17 protein-coding genes are annotated in these 16,554 nt (G+C 65.6%); 10 read left to right on the forward strand and 7 right to left on the reverse strand.

The window, feature by feature from the left end:
- The first annotated feature begins 73 nt into the window (after positions 1 to 73).
- The 3 genes from ABDB81_RS26645 to ABDB81_RS26655 are packed head-to-tail and all read left to right on the forward strand — an operon-like array spanning position 74 to position 3,353.
- Entirely contained in the window at positions 74 to 1,639 is a 1,566-nt protein-coding gene (locus tag ABDB81_RS26645; RefSeq protein ID WP_346814037.1) for an NAD(P)/FAD-dependent oxidoreductase, read from the forward strand.
- 5 nt (positions 1,640 to 1,644) lie between these two features.
- On the forward strand, positions 1,645 to 2,604 hold the full coding sequence (locus ABDB81_RS26650) for an alpha/beta fold hydrolase (protein ID WP_346814041.1): 960 nt from the start codon (positions 1,645 to 1,647) through the stop codon (positions 2,602 to 2,604).
- A 23-nt stretch (positions 2,605 to 2,627) separates the two neighbouring features.
- On the forward strand, positions 2,628 to 3,353 hold the full coding sequence (locus tag ABDB81_RS26655; protein ID WP_346814038.1) for a Coq4 family protein: 726 nt from the start codon (positions 2,628 to 2,630) through the stop codon (positions 3,351 to 3,353).
- A 73-nt stretch (positions 3,354 to 3,426) separates the two neighbouring features.
- Here ABDB81_RS26655 and ABDB81_RS26660 read toward each other — a convergent pair whose 3' ends face one another.
- Together ABDB81_RS26660 and ABDB81_RS26665 are read right to left on the reverse strand one after the other, a co-directional pair.
- Entirely contained in the window at positions 3,427 to 4,014 is a 588-nt protein-coding gene (locus ABDB81_RS26660; protein ID WP_160471842.1) for a malonic semialdehyde reductase, read from the reverse strand.
- A 97-nt stretch (positions 4,015 to 4,111) separates the two neighbouring features.
- On the reverse strand, positions 4,112 to 5,044 hold the full coding sequence (locus ABDB81_RS26665) for a DMT family transporter (protein WP_137926792.1): 933 nt from the start codon (positions 5,042 to 5,044) through the stop codon (positions 4,112 to 4,114).
- A gap of 103 nt (positions 5,045 to 5,147) precedes the next feature.
- Between ABDB81_RS26665 and ABDB81_RS26670 the strand changes: the two genes are divergently transcribed.
- Both ABDB81_RS26670 and ABDB81_RS26675 read left to right on the forward strand, forming a co-directional pair.
- Entirely contained in the window at positions 5,148 to 5,579 is a 432-nt protein-coding gene (locus ABDB81_RS26670; protein ID WP_160471840.1) for a DUF1841 family protein, read from the forward strand.
- Between the two features lie 108 nt (positions 5,580 to 5,687).
- Complete coding sequence (locus tag ABDB81_RS26675; protein WP_249359545.1) at positions 5,688 to 7,100, forward strand: phospholipase A; 1,413 nt, start codon at positions 5,688 to 5,690, stop codon at positions 7,098 to 7,100.
- A gap of 2 nt (positions 7,101 to 7,102) precedes the next feature.
- On the opposite strand, the gene ABDB81_RS26680 is transcribed toward ABDB81_RS26675, so the two are convergent.
- Complete coding sequence (locus tag ABDB81_RS26680; protein ID WP_137926790.1) at positions 7,103 to 7,507, reverse strand: thioredoxin family protein; 405 nt, start codon at positions 7,505 to 7,507, stop codon at positions 7,103 to 7,105.
- Between the two features lie 84 nt (positions 7,508 to 7,591).
- The gene (gene grpE / locus ABDB81_RS26685) at positions 7,592 to 8,152 is read right to left on the reverse strand and encodes a nucleotide exchange factor GrpE (RefSeq protein WP_137926789.1); all 561 of its coding nucleotides are present in this window, start codon (positions 8,150 to 8,152) and stop codon (positions 7,592 to 7,594) included.
- A gap of 262 nt (positions 8,153 to 8,414) precedes the next feature.
- Here grpE and ABDB81_RS26690 point away from each other — a divergent pair, with 262 nt between their 5' ends.
- The gene (locus tag ABDB81_RS26690) at positions 8,415 to 8,606 is read left to right on the forward strand and encodes a hypothetical protein (RefSeq protein WP_137926788.1); all 192 of its coding nucleotides are present in this window, start codon (positions 8,415 to 8,417) and stop codon (positions 8,604 to 8,606) included.
- 34 nt (positions 8,607 to 8,640) lie between these two features.
- Here the strand turns inward: ABDB81_RS26690 and ABDB81_RS26695 are convergent, their stop codons facing one another.
- From ABDB81_RS26695 to hrcA, 3 genes are read right to left on the reverse strand one after another with little or no spacing between them, the layout of a single operon-like run.
- Positions 8,641 to 9,036: an RNA-binding S4 domain-containing protein gene (locus ABDB81_RS26695; protein WP_137926787.1), complete on the reverse strand. Its 396-nt coding sequence runs from the start codon at positions 9,034 to 9,036 to the stop codon at positions 8,641 to 8,643.
- A 14-nt stretch (positions 9,037 to 9,050) separates the two neighbouring features.
- A complete protein-coding gene (gene hemH, locus ABDB81_RS26700; protein ID WP_346814039.1) occupies positions 9,051 to 10,166 on the reverse strand; it encodes a ferrochelatase in 1,116 nt (371 codons plus the stop codon).
- Positions 10,167 to 10,217: 51 nt separating this feature from the next.
- On the reverse strand, positions 10,218 to 11,273 hold the full coding sequence (hrcA, locus tag ABDB81_RS26705; RefSeq protein ID WP_137926785.1) for a heat-inducible transcriptional repressor HrcA: 1,056 nt from the start codon (positions 11,271 to 11,273) through the stop codon (positions 10,218 to 10,220).
- 100 nt (positions 11,274 to 11,373) lie between these two features.
- Here hrcA and ABDB81_RS26710 point away from each other — a divergent pair, with 100 nt between their 5' ends.
- The 4 genes from ABDB81_RS26710 to mprA all read left to right on the forward strand — a co-directional run bounded on the left by ABDB81_RS26710 (position 11,374) and on the right by mprA (position 16,375).
- Positions 11,374 to 12,291 carry an NAD kinase gene (locus ABDB81_RS26710; RefSeq protein ID WP_137926784.1) on the forward strand — a complete coding sequence of 306 codons (918 nt, stop codon included), beginning with the start codon at positions 11,374 to 11,376 and terminating at the stop codon, positions 12,289 to 12,291.
- Positions 12,292 to 12,355: 64 nt separating this feature from the next.
- On the forward strand, positions 12,356 to 14,092 hold the full coding sequence (recN, locus tag ABDB81_RS26715) for a DNA repair protein RecN (RefSeq protein WP_137926783.1): 1,737 nt from the start codon (positions 12,356 to 12,358) through the stop codon (positions 14,090 to 14,092).
- Positions 14,093 to 14,132: 40 nt separating this feature from the next.
- Positions 14,133 to 14,582: a hypothetical protein gene (locus tag ABDB81_RS26720; protein ID WP_160471834.1), complete on the forward strand. Its 450-nt coding sequence runs from the start codon at positions 14,133 to 14,135 to the stop codon at positions 14,580 to 14,582.
- Positions 14,583 to 14,761: 179 nt separating this feature from the next.
- Positions 14,762 to 16,375: an MprA protease, GlyGly-CTERM protein-sorting domain-containing form gene (gene mprA / locus ABDB81_RS26725; protein WP_346814040.1), complete on the forward strand. Its 1,614-nt coding sequence runs from the start codon at positions 14,762 to 14,764 to the stop codon at positions 16,373 to 16,375.
- Positions 16,376 to 16,554 lie beyond the last annotated feature (179 nt).

The following is a 16,554-nucleotide window of genomic DNA, read 5'->3' on the forward strand; positions in this document are numbered from 1 at the left end:
GCCGCCCGCCAGCCCCACCGAATCTGGCAACGCTGCTACGCTATGCGGTCATCGCACCCGTCCGGGACCTGTCATGACCGCCCCCTCCGCCCATGCAGCAGACGATGCAGTTCCTGACGCTTCTGACACTTCCGGCGACATTGCCGAGATCCTCGACGTTCTGATTGTCGGCGCCGGGCTGTCCGGCATCGGCGCCGCGCGGCAGCTCCAGCAGCGCTGCCCCGGCAAACGCTACGCCATCCTCGAAGCCCGCGACGCCATCGGCGGCACATGGGACCTGTTCCGCTATCCGGGCATCCGTTCCGATTCCGACATGTACACGCTCGGCTACCGCTTCAAGCCGTGGCGTGGCGCCAAGGCGATTGCCGATGGCCCGTCAATCCTCTCCTATATCCGCGAAACCGCCGACGAAGCCGACATCACCGGAAAGATCCGTTTCGGCCACAAGGTCGTGAGCGCCGCCTGGCACAGTGCCGAGGCATGCTGGACCGTGGAGGCCGAACGTACCGCCGACGGTTCGCGCCAGCGGCTCAAGGCACGGCTGCTCTACGTCTGCGCCGGCTACTACAGCTACGCCGAAGGCCACCGGCCCGACTTCCCCGGCGAAGAAAACTTCCGTGGCAAGCTGGTCCATCCGCAGTTCTGGGACCCGTCGATCGATTACGCCGGCAAGCGCGTGGTGGTGATCGGCAGTGGCGCCACGGCGGTCACGCTGGTGCCGGCCATGGCCGAGACGGCGGCACAGGTAACAATGCTGCAGCGCTCGCCCACCTACATCGTGACGCGCCCTGGCGAAGATGCCATCGCCAACCGGCTGCGCAAGCTGCTGCCGGCGCGCGTGGCTTACGGCCTGACGCGCTGGAAGAACGTGCTGCTCGGCATGTTCTTCTTCCAGCTTGCTCGCAGGCGGCCTGCGAAGGTCAAGGAGCGGCTGGTCGGCATGGCCGCCGCCCAGCTCGCACCCGGCTTCGATGTCGATACGCACCTGACGCCGCGCTACAACCCTTGGGACCAGCGCGTGTGTCTGGTGCCCGACGGTGACCTGTTCCGGGCCATCCGCAACGGGCGGGCGTCGATCGTCACGGACCATATCGAGCGATTCGATGCGGACGGCATCGTGCTGAAATCGGGCCAGACACTGCCGGCCGATGTGGTCGTGGTAGCCACCGGCCTGAAGCTGAATATGCTCGGCGACATTGCGCTGACCGTGGACGGCCAGCCGCGCCGCCCATCGGAGTGCCTGGCGTACAAGGGCATGATGCTCGGCAACGTGCCCAATATGGTGCTGGCGTTTGGCTACACCAACGCTTCGTGGACGCTCAAGGCCGACCTCACTGCCGAGTACGTCTGCCGGCTGCTGAAATTCATGGACCGGCGCGGCCATCGCATCGCCATGCCGCAGGTCGATCCCGATGTGCAACGGACGCCGTTCCTCGATTTCACATCGGGCTACGTGCAGCGTGCCGCCGCCGTGCTGCCCCGGCAGGGCGACCGCAAGCCGTGGCGCGTGTATCAGAACTACCTGATGGATATGCTGACGATCCGCCATGGCCGCATCGACGATGGCGTGCTGCGCTTCGATACCGCGCAGGCCGCCCCGCTGCCCCACCACGATCCACTCCCCGAGGCGCAATCTTGAAGATCCTGCTTGTCATCGTGATTGTGGGGGCGGTGTTGCTCGCCGCCCTGCTAGCGCTGCTGTTCCTGTTCACTTGGCGCACCGCGCGCAAGATCGAGGCGGCGTTCCCGCCCACGGGCCGCTTTATCGATGTGCCCGGCGCGCGGCTGCATGTGGTCGAGCGCGGCGAGGGCCCGCCGATCCTGCTGGTACACGGGTTGTCGGGCCAACTGGAGAATTTCGGCTACGGCATGATCGCCCCGCTGTCGCGGGACCATCGCGTGATTGCGGTGGATCGTCCCGGCGCGGGCTGGTCCACGCGCCCGGCCGGCGCGCCCGCCGACCTCAAGGCGCAGGCCGATACGTTGGCCGCGCTGATCGACAAGCTGGGGCTGGAGCGTCCGCTGGTCGTCGGTCACTCGCTCGGCGGTGCGATCTCACTGGCACTTGCCACCTATCACCCCGAGCGCGTGGGCGGACTGGCGCTGATTGCACCGCTGACCCATCCGCCGCAGGCCATCTCGCCGGTCTTCAAGGCCATGGCGATGGAAAGCGCCTTCGCGCGCAAGCTGATCGCCTGGACGCTGTTGATTCCAATGTCGATCCGCAATCGCGAACAGGTCATGGATATCGTCTTCGGCCCGGACGCCGTGCCCGAGGATTTTCCAACGCGTGGCGGCGGTTTGCTGGCGCTGCGGCCCGGCCATTTCCTGGGCGCGTCGGAAGATCTGCTCGGCGTGGCACCCAGCCTGCCCCCGCTACTGGCGCGCTATGGCGACCTGCGCGTACCGGTGAGCATCCTGTTTGGCCGCGAGGACCGCATCCTCGATTACCGCGAGAACGGCGAAGCCTTCGTTGCCAAACACCCGGCTGCCCGGCTGACATTGATCTCGGGCGGGCATATGCTCCCGGTGACCGCTGTCGATACCAGCGTCGATTTCGTGCGTACCGCAGCGGCCAGTCTGCGTGAACCGGCCACTGTCTGAAACCCTGACGAGAGGACCTGCCCATGGCTGCTTCCACCGGTTTCAACCCCTACAGGCGTGACCTGCCTACCGCGTTCCAGGCCATCCGCAAGCTGATGGCAGACGGCAACGACACCGAGCAGGTCTTCCGCATCATGCGCGCGCTGAACGGGCCATCGATGCCGCGCAATTACAGCCGCCTGCTGAGCACGCCCGACGGCCGTCGCATGGCGTACCAGCGGATCGAACTGGCGGAGAAGCTCTCGGACCCAGCCTATATCGCCGCCTTTGCACCGGGCACCGTCGGCGCCGCGTATCGCGCCTTTCTGGAGAAGACTGGCTATAGCGCCGATGGACTGGCGAAGGTCTCGAACCTGAATCAGGAACCGATCGTCGAGGATGCCTATATGTGGTTCGGGCGCCGCACGCGCGACATCCACGATATCTGGCATGTGCTGACGGGTTACCGCGCCGATGAAAGCCTGGGCGAAGCGGCGCTGGTCGCGTTCAGCTACGCGCAGACGGGCGGACAGGGCTGGGCATTTATCGCACTGGCCGCCTCGCTGAAAAGCTGGCGCCTGACGCGCAGCCTGGCGTTTGCGCGCGCAGTGCTGGAAGGCTACCGGCTGGGCCGGAATGCAGGCTGGCTGCTGGGGGAGGACTACGAGAAGCTGCTGAACGAGCCGATCGACGCAGCCCGGGCACGGCTGGGGATCGCCCAGCCGGTGAAGTACCTGGCCTGTCATCCCGTGGAGGAATGGTCAGCCTGATCGCCATGTTGCCTGTCACCAACGAAAAAACGGCCCGAGGGCCGTTTTTGTCTTTCTGGCAGGTGCCGAATGCTCAGACGATCTTGCAGGCTTCGTCGAACGACAGGCGCGGCAGGCGCGGATGCAGCTTGTCGGCTTCGCCATAGCCCAGGTTGATCAGGAAGTTGACCGACCATTTGCCGTCCGGGAAGAATGCCGCGTTGAGCTTGTCGGCATCGAAACCGGCCATCGGGCCGCAATCCAGGCCCAGCGCACGCGCGGCCAGGATGAAGTAGCCGCCTTGCAGCGAGCTGTTCATCAGCGCGTCGCGCGCAATCTTGGCGTCGTTGCCGGCGTACCAGGCACGGGCATCGGCATGCGGGAACAGCTTCGGCAGTTGGTCGTGGAAAGCGTTGTCGAAGGCGATGATCGCGGTCACGGGCGCCGAGCGCGTCTTGTCGACGTTGCCAGCCGAGACGCACTCCACCAGGCGAGCCTTCTGCTCGGCCGACTTCACGAACACGATACGGGCCGGCGAACCATTGGCGGCGGTGGGGCCGAACTTCATGGCTTCGTAGATCTGCTTGAGCACGGCGTCGTCGACGTGCTTGTCCTGCCACACGTTGTGGGTGCGTGCTTCAGTGAACAATTGTGCAATCACAGCCTGATCGACGGGTTTCATTGCGCGCTTTCCGGTTTTTATGATGAAAGAAAGCGCGATTGTACCCAAGGCGTTACAGGTGTGCGTGCAGGCCTTCGTCGAAGTCGTTCAATTCCATTCAACCCTCGTCGCTGTCCACCTGTGGCGTGCCGCTGGCGCGACGCGTCAGCCACAGCACGCCCAGCAGGATCAGCGCCCCACCCACGGCCTGGGTCACGCCGATATGCTCGCCTAGCAGCGCTGCGGCAAGCACCACGGTGACTACCGGCTCCAGCGTGGAGAGCATCGACGCCTTGGCCGCGCCCAGTTTCTGCAGTCCAGCGAAGAACGTCATGATGGCCAGCACAGTGGAAACTAACGCAATGGCCAGCAGGGCGAGCCATCCACCTGCGCTGGACGGAAACTGCGGCGGCACGCCTACACTCGTGCGGATCACGCCGATCGTCACATAGACCAGCGCTGCCGCCGAACAGATCACCGTGGTCGTGGCGATGGCATTGACGCCGGCCGTCACGCGAGCGCCCACCACGATGTAGATCGAGTAAATTACCGCCGCCGCCACGCCCAGTGCGATACCCAATGGCGCGCCCTCCCCGCCGCCCACCGTCAGCCCGGCACCCACCGAGCACAGCACTAGCGCGATCACCGAGGTGGTGGTCAGCTTTTCTTTCAGGAAGACCGCCGCCAGCAACGTGACGAACAGCGGATAGAGATAGAGCAGCAGCGCCACGAGACTGGCCTGCGCGTGATTGAGCGCGGTGAAGAAGCAATAGGACTGGCCGACATAGCCTATGCCGCCCATCGCCGCCAGCGCCAGCACGCGGCGCCACGGCGGCAGCGCAATGCCGCGCGTGCGCATCACCACGGCCATCGCCAGCGCCGCCACCACGAATCGCACCGCCAGCAGGCCGTAGACATCGGCACCGGCTGCATAGGCAAAGCGCGCGAAGATCGCCATCGCACCGAATGCGGTGGCGGACAGGGCAATCAGCAGCACGCCGGCGAACTTGTCGCGGGCCTGGCCCAGAGGGCCGGTGGCGGAAACGGTCATCGTGGAGGAAAAAGAGCGCGGAACGCTGCATTCTACTGACCCTGCGGGGCGCGCGGCGCATGCCCTACGCACATTCCGGCGCTGACTTACAATAGCGGCCATCATGTTCAATCCCTCAAGAGAAGAAGTCCGCCGTTTCTTCTGCGATGCCTGGCAGAAGCGCGTAGCGGGCAGTGTCCTCACCCCCCTGGAGGCCATCGCCGTCGACTGGATCGACCAGCACCCCGACTACCACGCGCTGCTGACCGATACCGAAGGCGCGCTGACGCGCGATTACACGCCCGAAGGCGGCCAGACCAATCCGTTCCTGCACCTGGCGATGCACCTGTCGATCTCCGAACAGGTGTCGATCGACCAGCCGCCGGGCATCCGTGGCGCCTACGAGGCGTTGAGCCGTAGGCTCGACTCGCCGCACGAGGCGCAGCACCAGATCATGGAAGCCCTCGGCCAGATGCTCTGGAATGCCCAGCGCAATGGGATGCCTCCGGACGGCCAGGCATACGTCGACGACATCCTGCGACGCGCCCGGGGCTGATTCTGCGTCTGACACACGGCGCCGTGCAGTAATCGACACTGCGCGGCATCAATACCAGACAACGCCTGACAAGAGCGCTCGGCAGCACGTGCTAGGCTTGCCGGCATCTTGTTCCTGTTGCGCCGCATCACCGGCAAGCGCGCATTCCTTGCGTGGCCGGCGCGGCGCTCCCTGCCCATGCTCTGCTCCGCTGCTGTCCGCGCCGGCTCGCGCCGCGCGGCTTTCCCCTCCCTGCGCTATGCATCGGCCATTGCCGGCGCCCTGCTGCTCTGTTCGCCGCTGGCGGCCCACAGCGCCGTGGCACTGCTGCAGCCGCCGCGTGCCATCGATGGCACGAAGCCCCTGACACTGACGCTGCTCATCACTGCCGACGACGACACGCGCCGCTATGCCGTGCCCGATACGCTACAGGTGACTGCCGTGGGCGACCTGGCCGCCCCGGTGCGGATGGAGTTGAAGCGTGTGGGCAAGGGGCCGGAGATTCTGAACCTGCGGCGCGGTGAAAACCGCACAGTCAGCTACGCGGCCGACTGGCCCGCAGGCATGCGCGGCATGGTGAGGCTGGACGTGGCGGGCATCGACGCCGCGCCCGTCACCATCACGCTGAACCGCGCGCCGTTGCCGGGCGAGGCCACTCCCACCGCGCCTCTGGTCGTCGCCAAGCCGGCCGCCACGCCCGATACCGAGCCGACCACTGCGGAACGGGACCTGGCCAATGCCCAGGGCACGCCAACGACAGCGCCCGTCACGCCTGTGGTATCCACCGCCGACGGTGCTACCACCGGTCCGGTACCGGCCGATCTTCGCGACTCCCAGCGTCTGGCGTTCAACGAGCCGATGTACCTGATGATCGGCGCGCACGACGGTGCCAACGCCAAGTTCCAGATCAGCTTCCGCTACCGGATTTTCGAAGGCGAGAACCCGAATTCGAAGTCGGTACTAGACAACCTGTACTTCGCATACACGCAGTTCTCGCTTTGGGACCTGGCCGCCGCATCCAAGCCGTTCAAGGACACCAACTACCGGCCCAGCCTGTATTACTACCTGTCCGATACCGGCGTGAAGAACAGCGTGATCAGCCGCCTGTCGATCGCCACCGGCTTCGAGCACGAATCCAATGGCCGCGACGGCGACGACTCGCGCGCGGTCAACACCCTGTTCATCAAACCGACGATGTACTTCGGCGACCAGACCGACTGGCACTGGCGCGTGACGCCCAAGGTGTACGGGTATGTGGGCAAGAGCGACAACGAGGACATCGCCCACTATCGTGGCTACATGGACCTGAACATCGCCTATGGCCGCCCAGACTCGTGGGAACTCTCCACCACGCTGCGCAAGGGCACGCGCAAGGGCTACGGCAGTGTCGACGCCCAGCTCACCTATCCGCTGTCGCGGCTGCTGCCGGGTACAGCCGGCTACCTGATGGCAGGCTATTTCTATGGATATGGCGAGAGCCTGCTGTACTACAACCAGAAAACCCCTTGGCAATTCCGCCTGGGCTACGCACTGTCCCGCTGAGTTTATCCGGCGAGCGGTTTCCCTTCTGCCTTCAGCCGCGCATTGCCCACCGCCGCCGCGAACTGGCCATGACCGTGCCAGCCCGTGGCGCGGCCCAGTTTCTTGCCCTTGTGGAAGAACATGAACACTGGAATGCCGTGCAGGCCGAAGCGGCGGCCCAGTTCGGGGTGCGCGTAGACGTTGGTGTGCAGCCAGCGCAGGTTCAGCGCGCGGATCGGCTCGGGATTGGCGAGGATCGCCTTCTTTGCCATTTCGCAGTTAAAGCAATCCACACCCCAGAAGAACACGCAGACGAGATCGTCTCCGCTGGCGGCGATTTCCGCATCGATGGTGGACGGGTCCACTTCCTGCATGGCCAGCGCCTCGAAGGCGCGGTGATCCAGATGGGGGGCCGGTGCGTCAGACATCTACATTCTCCAGACACGACAACGCCCGGCAACCTTGCGGCCACCGGGCGTGTGTTTGCTACATGATCCTGCGGAAACTCGGACTCAGCGCGGAGCCGAAACGGTCACCAGCGCCGGGCGCAGCACGCGATCCGAGATCGTATAGCCACGTTGCAGCACGCTGACCACGGTGTTCGGTTCCTGCTCAGACGGGACCATCGAAATGGCCTGGTGGCGATGCGGATCAAAGCGCTCACCGACCGGGTTCAACTCGACGATCTTGCCGCGCTCGAAGGCCGCTGCCAGTTGGCGGGCGGTCAGTTCCACGCCTTCGCGCAGCTTGGCCACATCGCCGCTGTTGTCGGCCAGCGCGGCCTGCAGGCTGTCCATCACGGGCACGAGGTTGTCGGCAAAGCTCTCGATGGCGTACTTGTGTGCCTTCGAGACTTCGTCCTGGGAGCGGCGGCGGATGTTCTCGCCTTCCGCCGTGGCGCGCAGGAACATGTCGTAGTGTTCCTTGGCCTTGGCCTCCAGGTCGGCCACCTGCTGGGCCAGGCGTGCCACATCATCGGCACCGGCTGCGGCAGCTTCGGGCGCCTGCGTGCGGGCGGCCTCGTCGGCCGGCGGCTGCATGTTCGGATTCGGCGTCAGATTCTGTTCTTCCATGTCGATTCGTATCAAAGCTAAAAACGCGGCCCATCTGCGGTAACGACAGGCCGAGGGGGGTTCGGATGCCCGGTTCGGGATCAACAGGCAAGTCTAGCCGCACTTGGCGGCACCACTCCAGTTTTTCAAGAGTGGACATTCAGAGACGCCGAAATACGCCGTTACAAAGAGCGGTTTCATGAGATCGAGTGTTCATTGCCTTGCTGCATCGCAATGACTAAGATTCATGCAGTAAAAATGACAAAAATAACGGGAGCCGGAGGTGGATCCATTCGATGCATCCTTGGGACGCTTCACCATGCACAAGCTGCCAGTCGTGACCGTATGCCTGATCGCCGCGCTATCGGCGATGACAGTATTCATCTGCCTGTCGGAAGCGGTGGGTCCTCGCGACACCGAGTATGGCAGCGGCAAGGCCGTGTTCAAACACTACCTCGTCCACTACGTGCGCTGATTTTTCCCGGAATACCGTGGCGACCTGGGCTGGCTCAATGACGAAAATCGTCAATCCGACGGCGGTCGCGCTTGGTTGGGCGGCCCTGTAGCTGGGCGGCCGGCTCAGGCTGCAGCCGGCGTGTTTCGGCCTCTTTCTGGCGCCGGGTCTGGCTTTCCGGCGTTTCCTCGTAGGTGGTCTGAGCAATCGGTGCCGCGCCCCGCGAAGCCGGAATCCCCTTCACCATCACTTCCCAGCGCTGCTGGTGCGCCTCCAGCACGACCGCATCGCCGGGCTTGATTTCGCGCGAATTCTTGACGGGCTGGCCGTTCACCGTGACCTTGCCGCGCTCCACCGCCTCGGCTGCCAGCGAGCGCGTCTTGAAGAATCGCGCACACCAGAGCCATTTGTCGATGCGCATCCGCGCACTGCTTTCGAAATCCACTTGCATGACTTCCCTCCTGCTCAGCCCGCCGCGCCGCGCGCATGGGCCCGGCTACGGCGCGCCTCGAGTTCATGCGCATGCAACGCCGTCAGAGGCCAACCCTGCAGATGTTGCAGGGCAATATCCGCCAGACCGGCAATCCACACCTCCGAATCATTCATGCATGGAATGAAATGGAAGTCGTTGCCGCCCGCTACCCGGAACTCGGTCTGCCCCTCCATGGCGATCTCCTCCAGCGTCTCGATGCAGTCTGCCGGAAACCCAGGGCAGAACACATCCACCCGCTGCGTACCCACTTTGCCTAGTTCGGCCAGCGTCGGCGCGGTATAGGGTTGCAGCCACTCCGCCTTGCCGAAACGCGACTGGAACGTCACCTGATACTGTCCCGGCTGCAAGCCCAGCGCCTCGCCCAGCAGGCGGCCGGTCTTCAGGCATTCGCAGTGATAGGGGTCACCGAGGTCCAGCAGTCGCCGGGGCAGGCCGTGGAAGGACAGGATCAGGCGGTCACCCTGCGCGAAATCGGGCACGCCGTGCTGGCGCCAGTAGGCCCGCACCTGCTCGTTGAGCGCGCGAATATAGGCTGGATGATCGTGAAAGTGCTTCACAAGCCGGATTTCGGGCTGATTGCGCCATCCCGCCAGGACACGGAACACTTCGTCGAACGCCGTAGCCGTGGTGGTGCCCGAATACTGGGGATATAGCGGCAGCAGCAGGATCTGCTCCGTGCCCTGCCGGCGCAGCGCCTCCATCACCGATTCGATCGACGGATTGCCGTAGCGCATGGCGCAGGCCACGGTCACCTCATGGCCCAGCTTCTGCATCAGCAGTTGCAGCGCATGGGCCTGCCGTTCGGTGTGGACCAGCAACGGGGAGCCGGTCATATGGGCTTCGCGCAGCCAGATCGACTCATATTTCATGGCCGAGGCGCGCGAACGGAACGGCAGGATCACCCCGTGCAGGATGGGCAGCCACGCCAGCCGCGGGATTTCCACCACGCGGGGATCGGACAGGAAGGCTTTCAGGTAGCGCCCCACCGCCTTGGGCGTGGGCGCATCGGGGGTGCCGAGGTTGATCAGCAGGATTGCGGTGCGCGGCGACTGGCCGTGCTGGTATGCCGGTTCAGGCGAAAACGTCATGGGGTGTCCGATTACAACTCCGGGAGCGCCGGGCGATGCCGTGCGAAAGGCTCAAGTCTGATTCTGGCTAAGCGCGCTGGAGAGCAGCCGCGCCGTGATATCGACGATGGGGATCACACGTTCGTACGCCATGCGGGTGGGGCCGATCACGCCGAGCGTGCCGACGATCTGGCCGTCCACCTCGTACGGCGCAGTGATCACGGCCATGTCCTCGATCGGCACCAACTGGCTTTCTCCGCCGATGAATATCTGCACGCCCTGCGCGTGGCTGGAGACGTCCAGCAATTGCAGCAGGCTGGTCTTGTGCTCGAAGACATCGAACAGCCGGCGCAGCTTGTCCATGCTCGACGACAGGTCCTCCACCTCCAGCAGCTTGCGCTCGCCGGAGATGAACACCTGCTCGTTGTTATCCTCCGCCATCGCGCTGCTACCCGCCTCCACGGCGGCCTGCATCAGCGATGACATGTCACGGCGCAACGCCTGCAACTCCACGCGCAGGTGATCGCGCACCGAGTCGAAGCTCATGCCCGCATAGTGCGCGTTGAAGAAATTGGCGGCCTCGATCAGTTGGGCCGGGGTATAGGACAGCTCGGTCTGGATGATCCGGTTCTGGACGTCACCTTCCGGGCTGACGATGATCAGCAGGATGCGCTTATCCGACAACCGCATGAATTCGACCTGCCGGAACGATTGTGCGCGCCGGGGCGTCATCACCACGCCGGCGAACTGCGACAGGTTCGACAAGGTGTGCGCAGCCGCCGTGATCATGCGCTGGGGTCCAAGCTGCTGGTTGGCCATCTGGCCCTGGATCTGGTCCTTGAGGCCGGCCAGTTCGGCGGGCAGCACCACTTCGCCGTCCAGCGGGCGCGCGGTCAGCATCGCATCGACGAACAGACGATAGCCGCGCGGCGTGGGAATGCGGCCCGCAGACGTGTGCGGGCTGGCGATGAAACCCATTTCCTCGAGGTCCGACATCACATTGCGGATGGTGGCCGGCGACAGGTCCAGCCCCGAGTATCGCGAAAGGGTGCGGGAACCGACCGGCTGCCCTTCGGCGATGTAGCGCTCGATCAGGGTCTTGAGAAGCGTTTTAGAACGTTCGTCCATGATGCCCCGATTCTAATCAAAACTGCGCCGTTCGGGCGGCGTCGCGAGCGCCCACGCCCCGAGGCTGACAATGGTCATGCCGGTATGGTCTAATCCCGCCATGTCTGCCCCCTCAAAGACCAGCGCCCCGCGCGCGCCGTTCAAGACCGTCGCCCTGGTGGGCCGGCATTCGACCGCCGGTATCGAAGGCCCCCTGGAGGAATTGGCGTCCTGTATTTTGCGCAATGGCCAGGATGTGGTGTTCGAGCGCGAGACCGCGCTGGCCACCGGCCTGACCGGCTACCCCGTGCTCACGCCCGAGGAAATTGGCCGCGAGGCCGACGTCGCCGTGGTGCTTGGTGGCGACGGCACGTTGCTCGGCCTGGCGCGCCAGCTGGCCGGCCACGATGTGCCCGTCATCGGCGTGAACCACGGCCGGCTGGGCTTCATGACCGACATCCCTCTGGAGGACGTCACCACCGCCCTGCCTGAAATGCTGTCCGGCCGCTACGAGGCCGAGTCGCGGATGCTGCTCGAATCGCGCGTGATCCGCGACGATACGGTGATTTTCTCCGCGTTGGCGTTCAACGACGTGGTGGTGAACCGTTCGGGTATCTCCGGGATGGTGGAACTGGCGGTCTCGGTCGATGGCAACTTCATGTACAACCAGCGTTCGGACGGCTTGATCGTATCCACGCCCACCGGCTCCACCGCCTACGCGCTGGCCGCTGGCGGCCCGATCCTGCATCCCACGCTGTCCGGCATGGTGCTGGTGCCGATTGCCGCGCACGCGCTGTCCAACCGCCCCATCGTATTGCCGCACGATGCCGAGGTCACCATCGAGGTGGCCAGCGCGCGCGATGTCAGTGTCAACTTCGACATGCAGTCTCTGGCGTCGCTGCTGCCTGGGGACCGCATCGTCGTGCGTCGCTCGGCCAAGACCGTGAGCCTGCTGCACCCGGTGGGGTACAACTACTACGCCACGCTGCGCAAGAAGCTGCACTGGCACGAATACCCGACCGAGGACAACCGGCTCTGAGCCGATGCCTCCGGCTCTCCCGTCCAACTCGCCGAATCCTCTACCCAGTTCATAGACGCCCAAGATGCTGCGCAGCCTGTCCATCCGCGATTTTGTCATCGTCGACACCCTCGACCTCGACTTCTCGACCGGCTTCACCGTGTTCACGGGCGAGACCGGCGCGGGCAAGTCGATCCTGATCGATGCGCTGGCGCTGGTGCTGGGCGAGCGTGCCGACGCTGGCATCGTCCGGGAAGGCGCGACCCGCGCGGGTATCGGCGCCACCTTCCGCACGCATCCCGCGCTGGACGCCTGGCTGGCCGAGCGCGAACTGGCTGGCGACGATGATTCTGTGTTGCTGCGCCGGACGGTCGATGCCAGCGGACGCAGCAAGGCGTTCATCAATGGCGCCGCCGCTACGCTGGCCCAGTTACGCGAGGTAGGCGATCAACTCGTGGACATTCACGGCCAGCACGCCCACCAGCAGTTGCTGCGCCCGGACGCCCAGCGTCATCTCTTCGATGCCCACGCCGGACTGAGCGAGCAGGCCGCTGCCGTGGCCGAATCCTGGCGCGCCTGGCGCGTCTGCGTGAAACAGCGAGAGGCCGTGGAGCACCAGTCGCGCGAGATGCAACTGGAACGCGAACGGCTCGAATGGCAGGTCGGCGAACTCGACAAGCTGGCGCCGCAGCCGGGCGAGTGGGACGAGATCCAGTCCGAGTACAACCGCCTTTCGCACGCTGCCGGCCTGATCGACGGCAGCCGCGCCGCGCTCGATGCGCTCTCCGAATCCGATGGTGCCGTAGCCTCGGTGCTCAATGGCGTGGTCCAGCGGTTGCAACAACTGGCGGATGTCGATGTCGCGCTGCGCGATGTGCTGGCCGCACTCGAACCTGCGCTGGTGCAGGTGGAGGAAGCCGCGCACTCGCTGAATCGGTATGTCGACCGGCTCGAACTCGATCCCGAACGCCTGCAGGCCGTGGAAGCACGGATGCAGGCGCTGCACACCACCGCGCGCAAGTACCGGCTACCGCCCGAGCAGTTGGCCGACGAACTGCTGGCGCGCAAGCAGCAGCTCGACGACCTGCAGGCCGCGCAGGACATCAACAAGGTGCTGGCTCGCGAAGCTGCCGCACGCGCTGCCTACCTGACGCTGGCCAAGCATCTGTCCGCCGCGCGCAAGGTGGCCGCCGACGCGCTGTCCAGGGCCGTGACCGAGGCGATGCAGGGCCTGTCGATGGCGGGCGGCACGTTCGCCGTGGCGCTGCATCCGCTGGAAGAAGGCCAGAGCCACGGCCTGGAACAGGTGGAATTCCTCGTCGCCGGCCATGCCGGTGTCAGCGCACGTCCGCTGGCACGCGTGGCGTCGGGCGGCGAGCTCGCACGGATCAGCCTGGCCATCTCGGTGATCACCAGCGAAGCGGCCCCCACTCCAACGCTGATTTTCGACGAGGTGGATACCGGCATCGGCGGCGCCGTGGCCGAAGTCGTGGGCCGGCGCCTGCAGGAACTGGGCCGCGCTCGACAGGTGCTCTGCGTGACCCATCTGCCGCAGGTGGCCGCGCAAGCCGGCGCCCACCTGCTGGTCAGCAAGGAAAGCCGCGAGGACAAGGAAGGCGCGGTCACGCGCTCGAAGATCCGCGCGCTGGACGCCGATGGCCGCATCCAGGAAACCGCGCGCATGCTGGGCGGTGCGACCGTGACCGCGACGACCCTCCAGCACGCAGAGGAAATGTTGACGCAGGGCGCGCGCGCTGCGGCCCAGGCCGCCAACGCATCCCGCGAAGGCAGCGGCAAGAAGCCGCGCCGGGCGGCCGGCTGAGTCCGGCGGCATGCAATCCGAACACAGGAGTTTCAAACCGATGACCCATGGCAAGCTGCCATCGTTTCCCCGCCAGTTCTCGCGCACGGTGGCCACGGCCGCCTTCGCCGCGCTGGCCATGACCGCCATCTCGGGCTGCGCGTCGGAGTCGAAGTCGTTCGCACCGCCGCGCGGTGCCCTCACCAACGACCGCGCGCTGGGCGACATCCTCGTCAAGTTCACGCCACCTGACGTGATGTTGTCCGAAGATGCCGGCAAGCTGCTGGCGGCTATCGAAGGTCCCGCACGTTACGTCGTGAAGCGACCCATGTCGGGTGGCGTGTGGCTGATCACTGCCATCACGACCTCCGGCGATGTGACGATGGATCAGGCCGTGGCGACGCTGAAGGCAGCACCCCGTATCGAATCGGCCACGCCGGACCGCATGCTGAAGCCACACCGGGCACGTCCGACCGGACGAGACATGCCATCCGACATACCGGCCAATTAATCTGCATCCTAAGGTTGGGGTGCCAGATTGCCGATAGCGACGGGTAGCCAACGATGGCTGTCCGCCGCCACTGGAAAGAATGAGCAGGTGCAGTACCGGTATTCCTTAGCAGTTCGTTTCATGCGATCTCCCCAGGAGCCTTGATGCCGTACGAGCCGTCCAATTTCCTTCCGAGGTCCATGCTGCCGGCCCTGCTGCTGGCATTCGGCACCATGCTGGGCCTCCCTTCCGCCGTGCACGCGCAGGCTGATTCCATCGCCACGGTTCGCCCCACGCCACCGGCTTCCCGATTTACCGGCAACTACATCGTGCGCTGGCGCGATGGCAGCCAGACCGTGGGCACCCAGGCCGACACCACCCGCATGAAGCGCGTGGAATCCAATACGGGGCTGGCCCTCTCGGTCAAGCGGCCGATGGCCGGGACGCTGCAACTGCTGACCGTCAAGGACACGCGAGGCGACGGGCCCGAGGCAGTGGCCAGGCGCCTGCGCAACGATCCGCGCGTGGCCGATGCCGTGCCCGACCGCTGGCTGCAGTTGCACGACACCGTCCCCAACGATACGGAATTCGCCACCAACCAGCGCTACCTCGGCCCGCCCTCGGTGCTGACCGGCGCCGCCAACCTGCCGCGCGCCTGGGACCGCTCTCGCGGCAGCAGCAATATCGTGATCGCCGTGGTGGATACCGGCATCCTGCCCCACCCCGACCTGGCCGGCCGGACCGTGGCGGGCTACGACTTCATCAGCAGCACGACCGTGTCGGTGGACGGCGACGGCCGCGACAGCGACCCGACCGATCCGGGCGATTACGTGCCCACCGGCACCACGTGCTCGGACGGCAGCGGCGCGGCCAACAGCACGTGGCACGGCACACGCGTGGCCGGCGTCCTGGGCGCGGCCACCAATAACGCCCTGGGCATTGCCGGGGTGGACTGGACGGCCCGGATCCAGCCGGTACGTGTGTCGGGGCGCTGCGGCGCCCTGCTCTCGGATACCGTCGACGGCATGCGCTGGGCGGGCGGCCTGACCGTGCCCGGCGTCCCGGCCAACGCGACACCGGCCAAGATCGTCAACATCAGCCTTGGCGGCGGCAGTTGCTCGTCGATCGAACAGCAGGCCGTCAACGATCTCAACGCGGCCGGCGTGGTCGTAGTGGCGGCGGCAGGCAATTCAGCTGGCGCGGTCGAGGCGCCGGGCGACTGCAGCGGTGTCATCACCGTCACCGCGCACGCCAGCGACGGCGAGAACGCCAGCTATGCGAACGTGGGCCCGCAGGTCGCACTGAGCGCACCGGGGGGCGGCTGCGGCAACTCCAAGGTCATCACGTCGGGTGGCACCACCACCTGCGCCTCCACCACGCCGCTCTACATCACCACGCTGACCAATGCCGGCGCGGCATCACCGGGTGCGTACGCGATCTCCTACACCTCGGCGGGCACCAGCTTCGCCGCACCGATGGTCTCGGGCGTCGCCGCGATGATGCTGGCCGTCAATCCCGCCCTGACCCCGGCCCAGGTCACCGCCGTGCTGAAATCCTCGGCACGCGCGCATCCCGCCAATACGTATTGCACGGCTTCAGGGAACTCCGGGAAATGCGGCGCCGGCTTGCTCGACGCCGACGCTGCGCTGGTGCTGGCGCCGAACCCGCCTGCTACGGCAAGCACGGCGACCTCATCCGGTAGCGGAGATACCAGTGGAGGTGGTGGAGGTGGTGGCGGTGCATTCGCACCGTGGAGTGCGATGGTGTTGCTGGGGATTGGGTTCGTGGGCTTCGTGACGCGGCGGCGGGGGTAGTCGATCAGCTTTCGATCCCGATCGCTGCGTCGCTCCCCTCTGCCGCCGGTCTTGCTCCCCTCTCCCACTTGTGGGAGAGGGGAGCAAACCAGTGGGAGAGGGGGAAACAATTGTTGGCTCAGCGTCCCCGCCTCCGGGCCTGTCAGGAATTTTGTGTGTAGGGCATAACATGTCGTTAA

The organism is Cupriavidus sp. DL-D2 (assembly GCF_039710735.1).
Lineage (GTDB): Bacteria > Pseudomonadota > Gammaproteobacteria > Burkholderiales > Burkholderiaceae > Cupriavidus.

Bases quoted from the DNA above. Each gene is read 5' to 3' on its own strand.
- ABDB81_RS26645 (WP_346814037.1), top strand. From the start codon at position 74: ATGACCGCCCCCTCCGCCCATGCAGCAGACGATGCAGTTCCTGACGCT.
- ABDB81_RS26655 (WP_346814038.1), top strand. From the start codon at position 2,628: ATGGCTGCTTCCACCGGTTTCAACCCCTACAGGCGTGACCTGCCTACC.
- ABDB81_RS26660 (WP_160471842.1), bottom strand. From the start codon at position 4,014: ATGAAACCCGTCGATCAGGCTGTGATTGCACAATTGTTCACTGAAGCA.
- ABDB81_RS26665 (WP_137926792.1), bottom strand. From the start codon at position 5,044: ATGACCGTTTCCGCCACCGGCCCTCTGGGCCAGGCCCGCGACAAGTTC.
- ABDB81_RS26670 (WP_160471840.1), top strand. From the start codon at position 5,148: ATGTTCAATCCCTCAAGAGAAGAAGTCCGCCGTTTCTTCTGCGATGCC.
- ABDB81_RS26680 (WP_137926790.1), bottom strand. From the start codon at position 7,507: ATGTCTGACGCACCGGCCCCCCATCTGGATCACCGCGCCTTCGAGGCG.
- grpE (WP_137926789.1), bottom strand. From the start codon at position 8,152: ATGGAAGAACAGAATCTGACGCCGAATCCGAACATGCAGCCGCCGGCC.
- ABDB81_RS26695 (WP_137926787.1), bottom strand. From the start codon at position 9,036: ATGCAAGTGGATTTCGAAAGCAGTGCGCGGATGCGCATCGACAAATGG.
- hemH (WP_346814039.1), bottom strand. From the start codon at position 10,166: ATGACGTTTTCGCCTGAACCGGCATACCAGCACGGCCAGTCGCCGCGC.
- hrcA (WP_137926785.1), bottom strand. From the start codon at position 11,273: ATGGACGAACGTTCTAAAACGCTTCTCAAGACCCTGATCGAGCGCTAC.
- ABDB81_RS26710 (WP_137926784.1), top strand. From the start codon at position 11,374: ATGTCTGCCCCCTCAAAGACCAGCGCCCCGCGCGCGCCGTTCAAGACC.
- recN (WP_137926783.1), top strand. From the start codon at position 12,356: ATGCTGCGCAGCCTGTCCATCCGCGATTTTGTCATCGTCGACACCCTC.
- ABDB81_RS26720 (WP_160471834.1), top strand. From the start codon at position 14,133: ATGACCCATGGCAAGCTGCCATCGTTTCCCCGCCAGTTCTCGCGCACG.
- mprA (WP_346814040.1), top strand. From the start codon at position 14,762: ATGCTGCCGGCCCTGCTGCTGGCATTCGGCACCATGCTGGGCCTCCCT.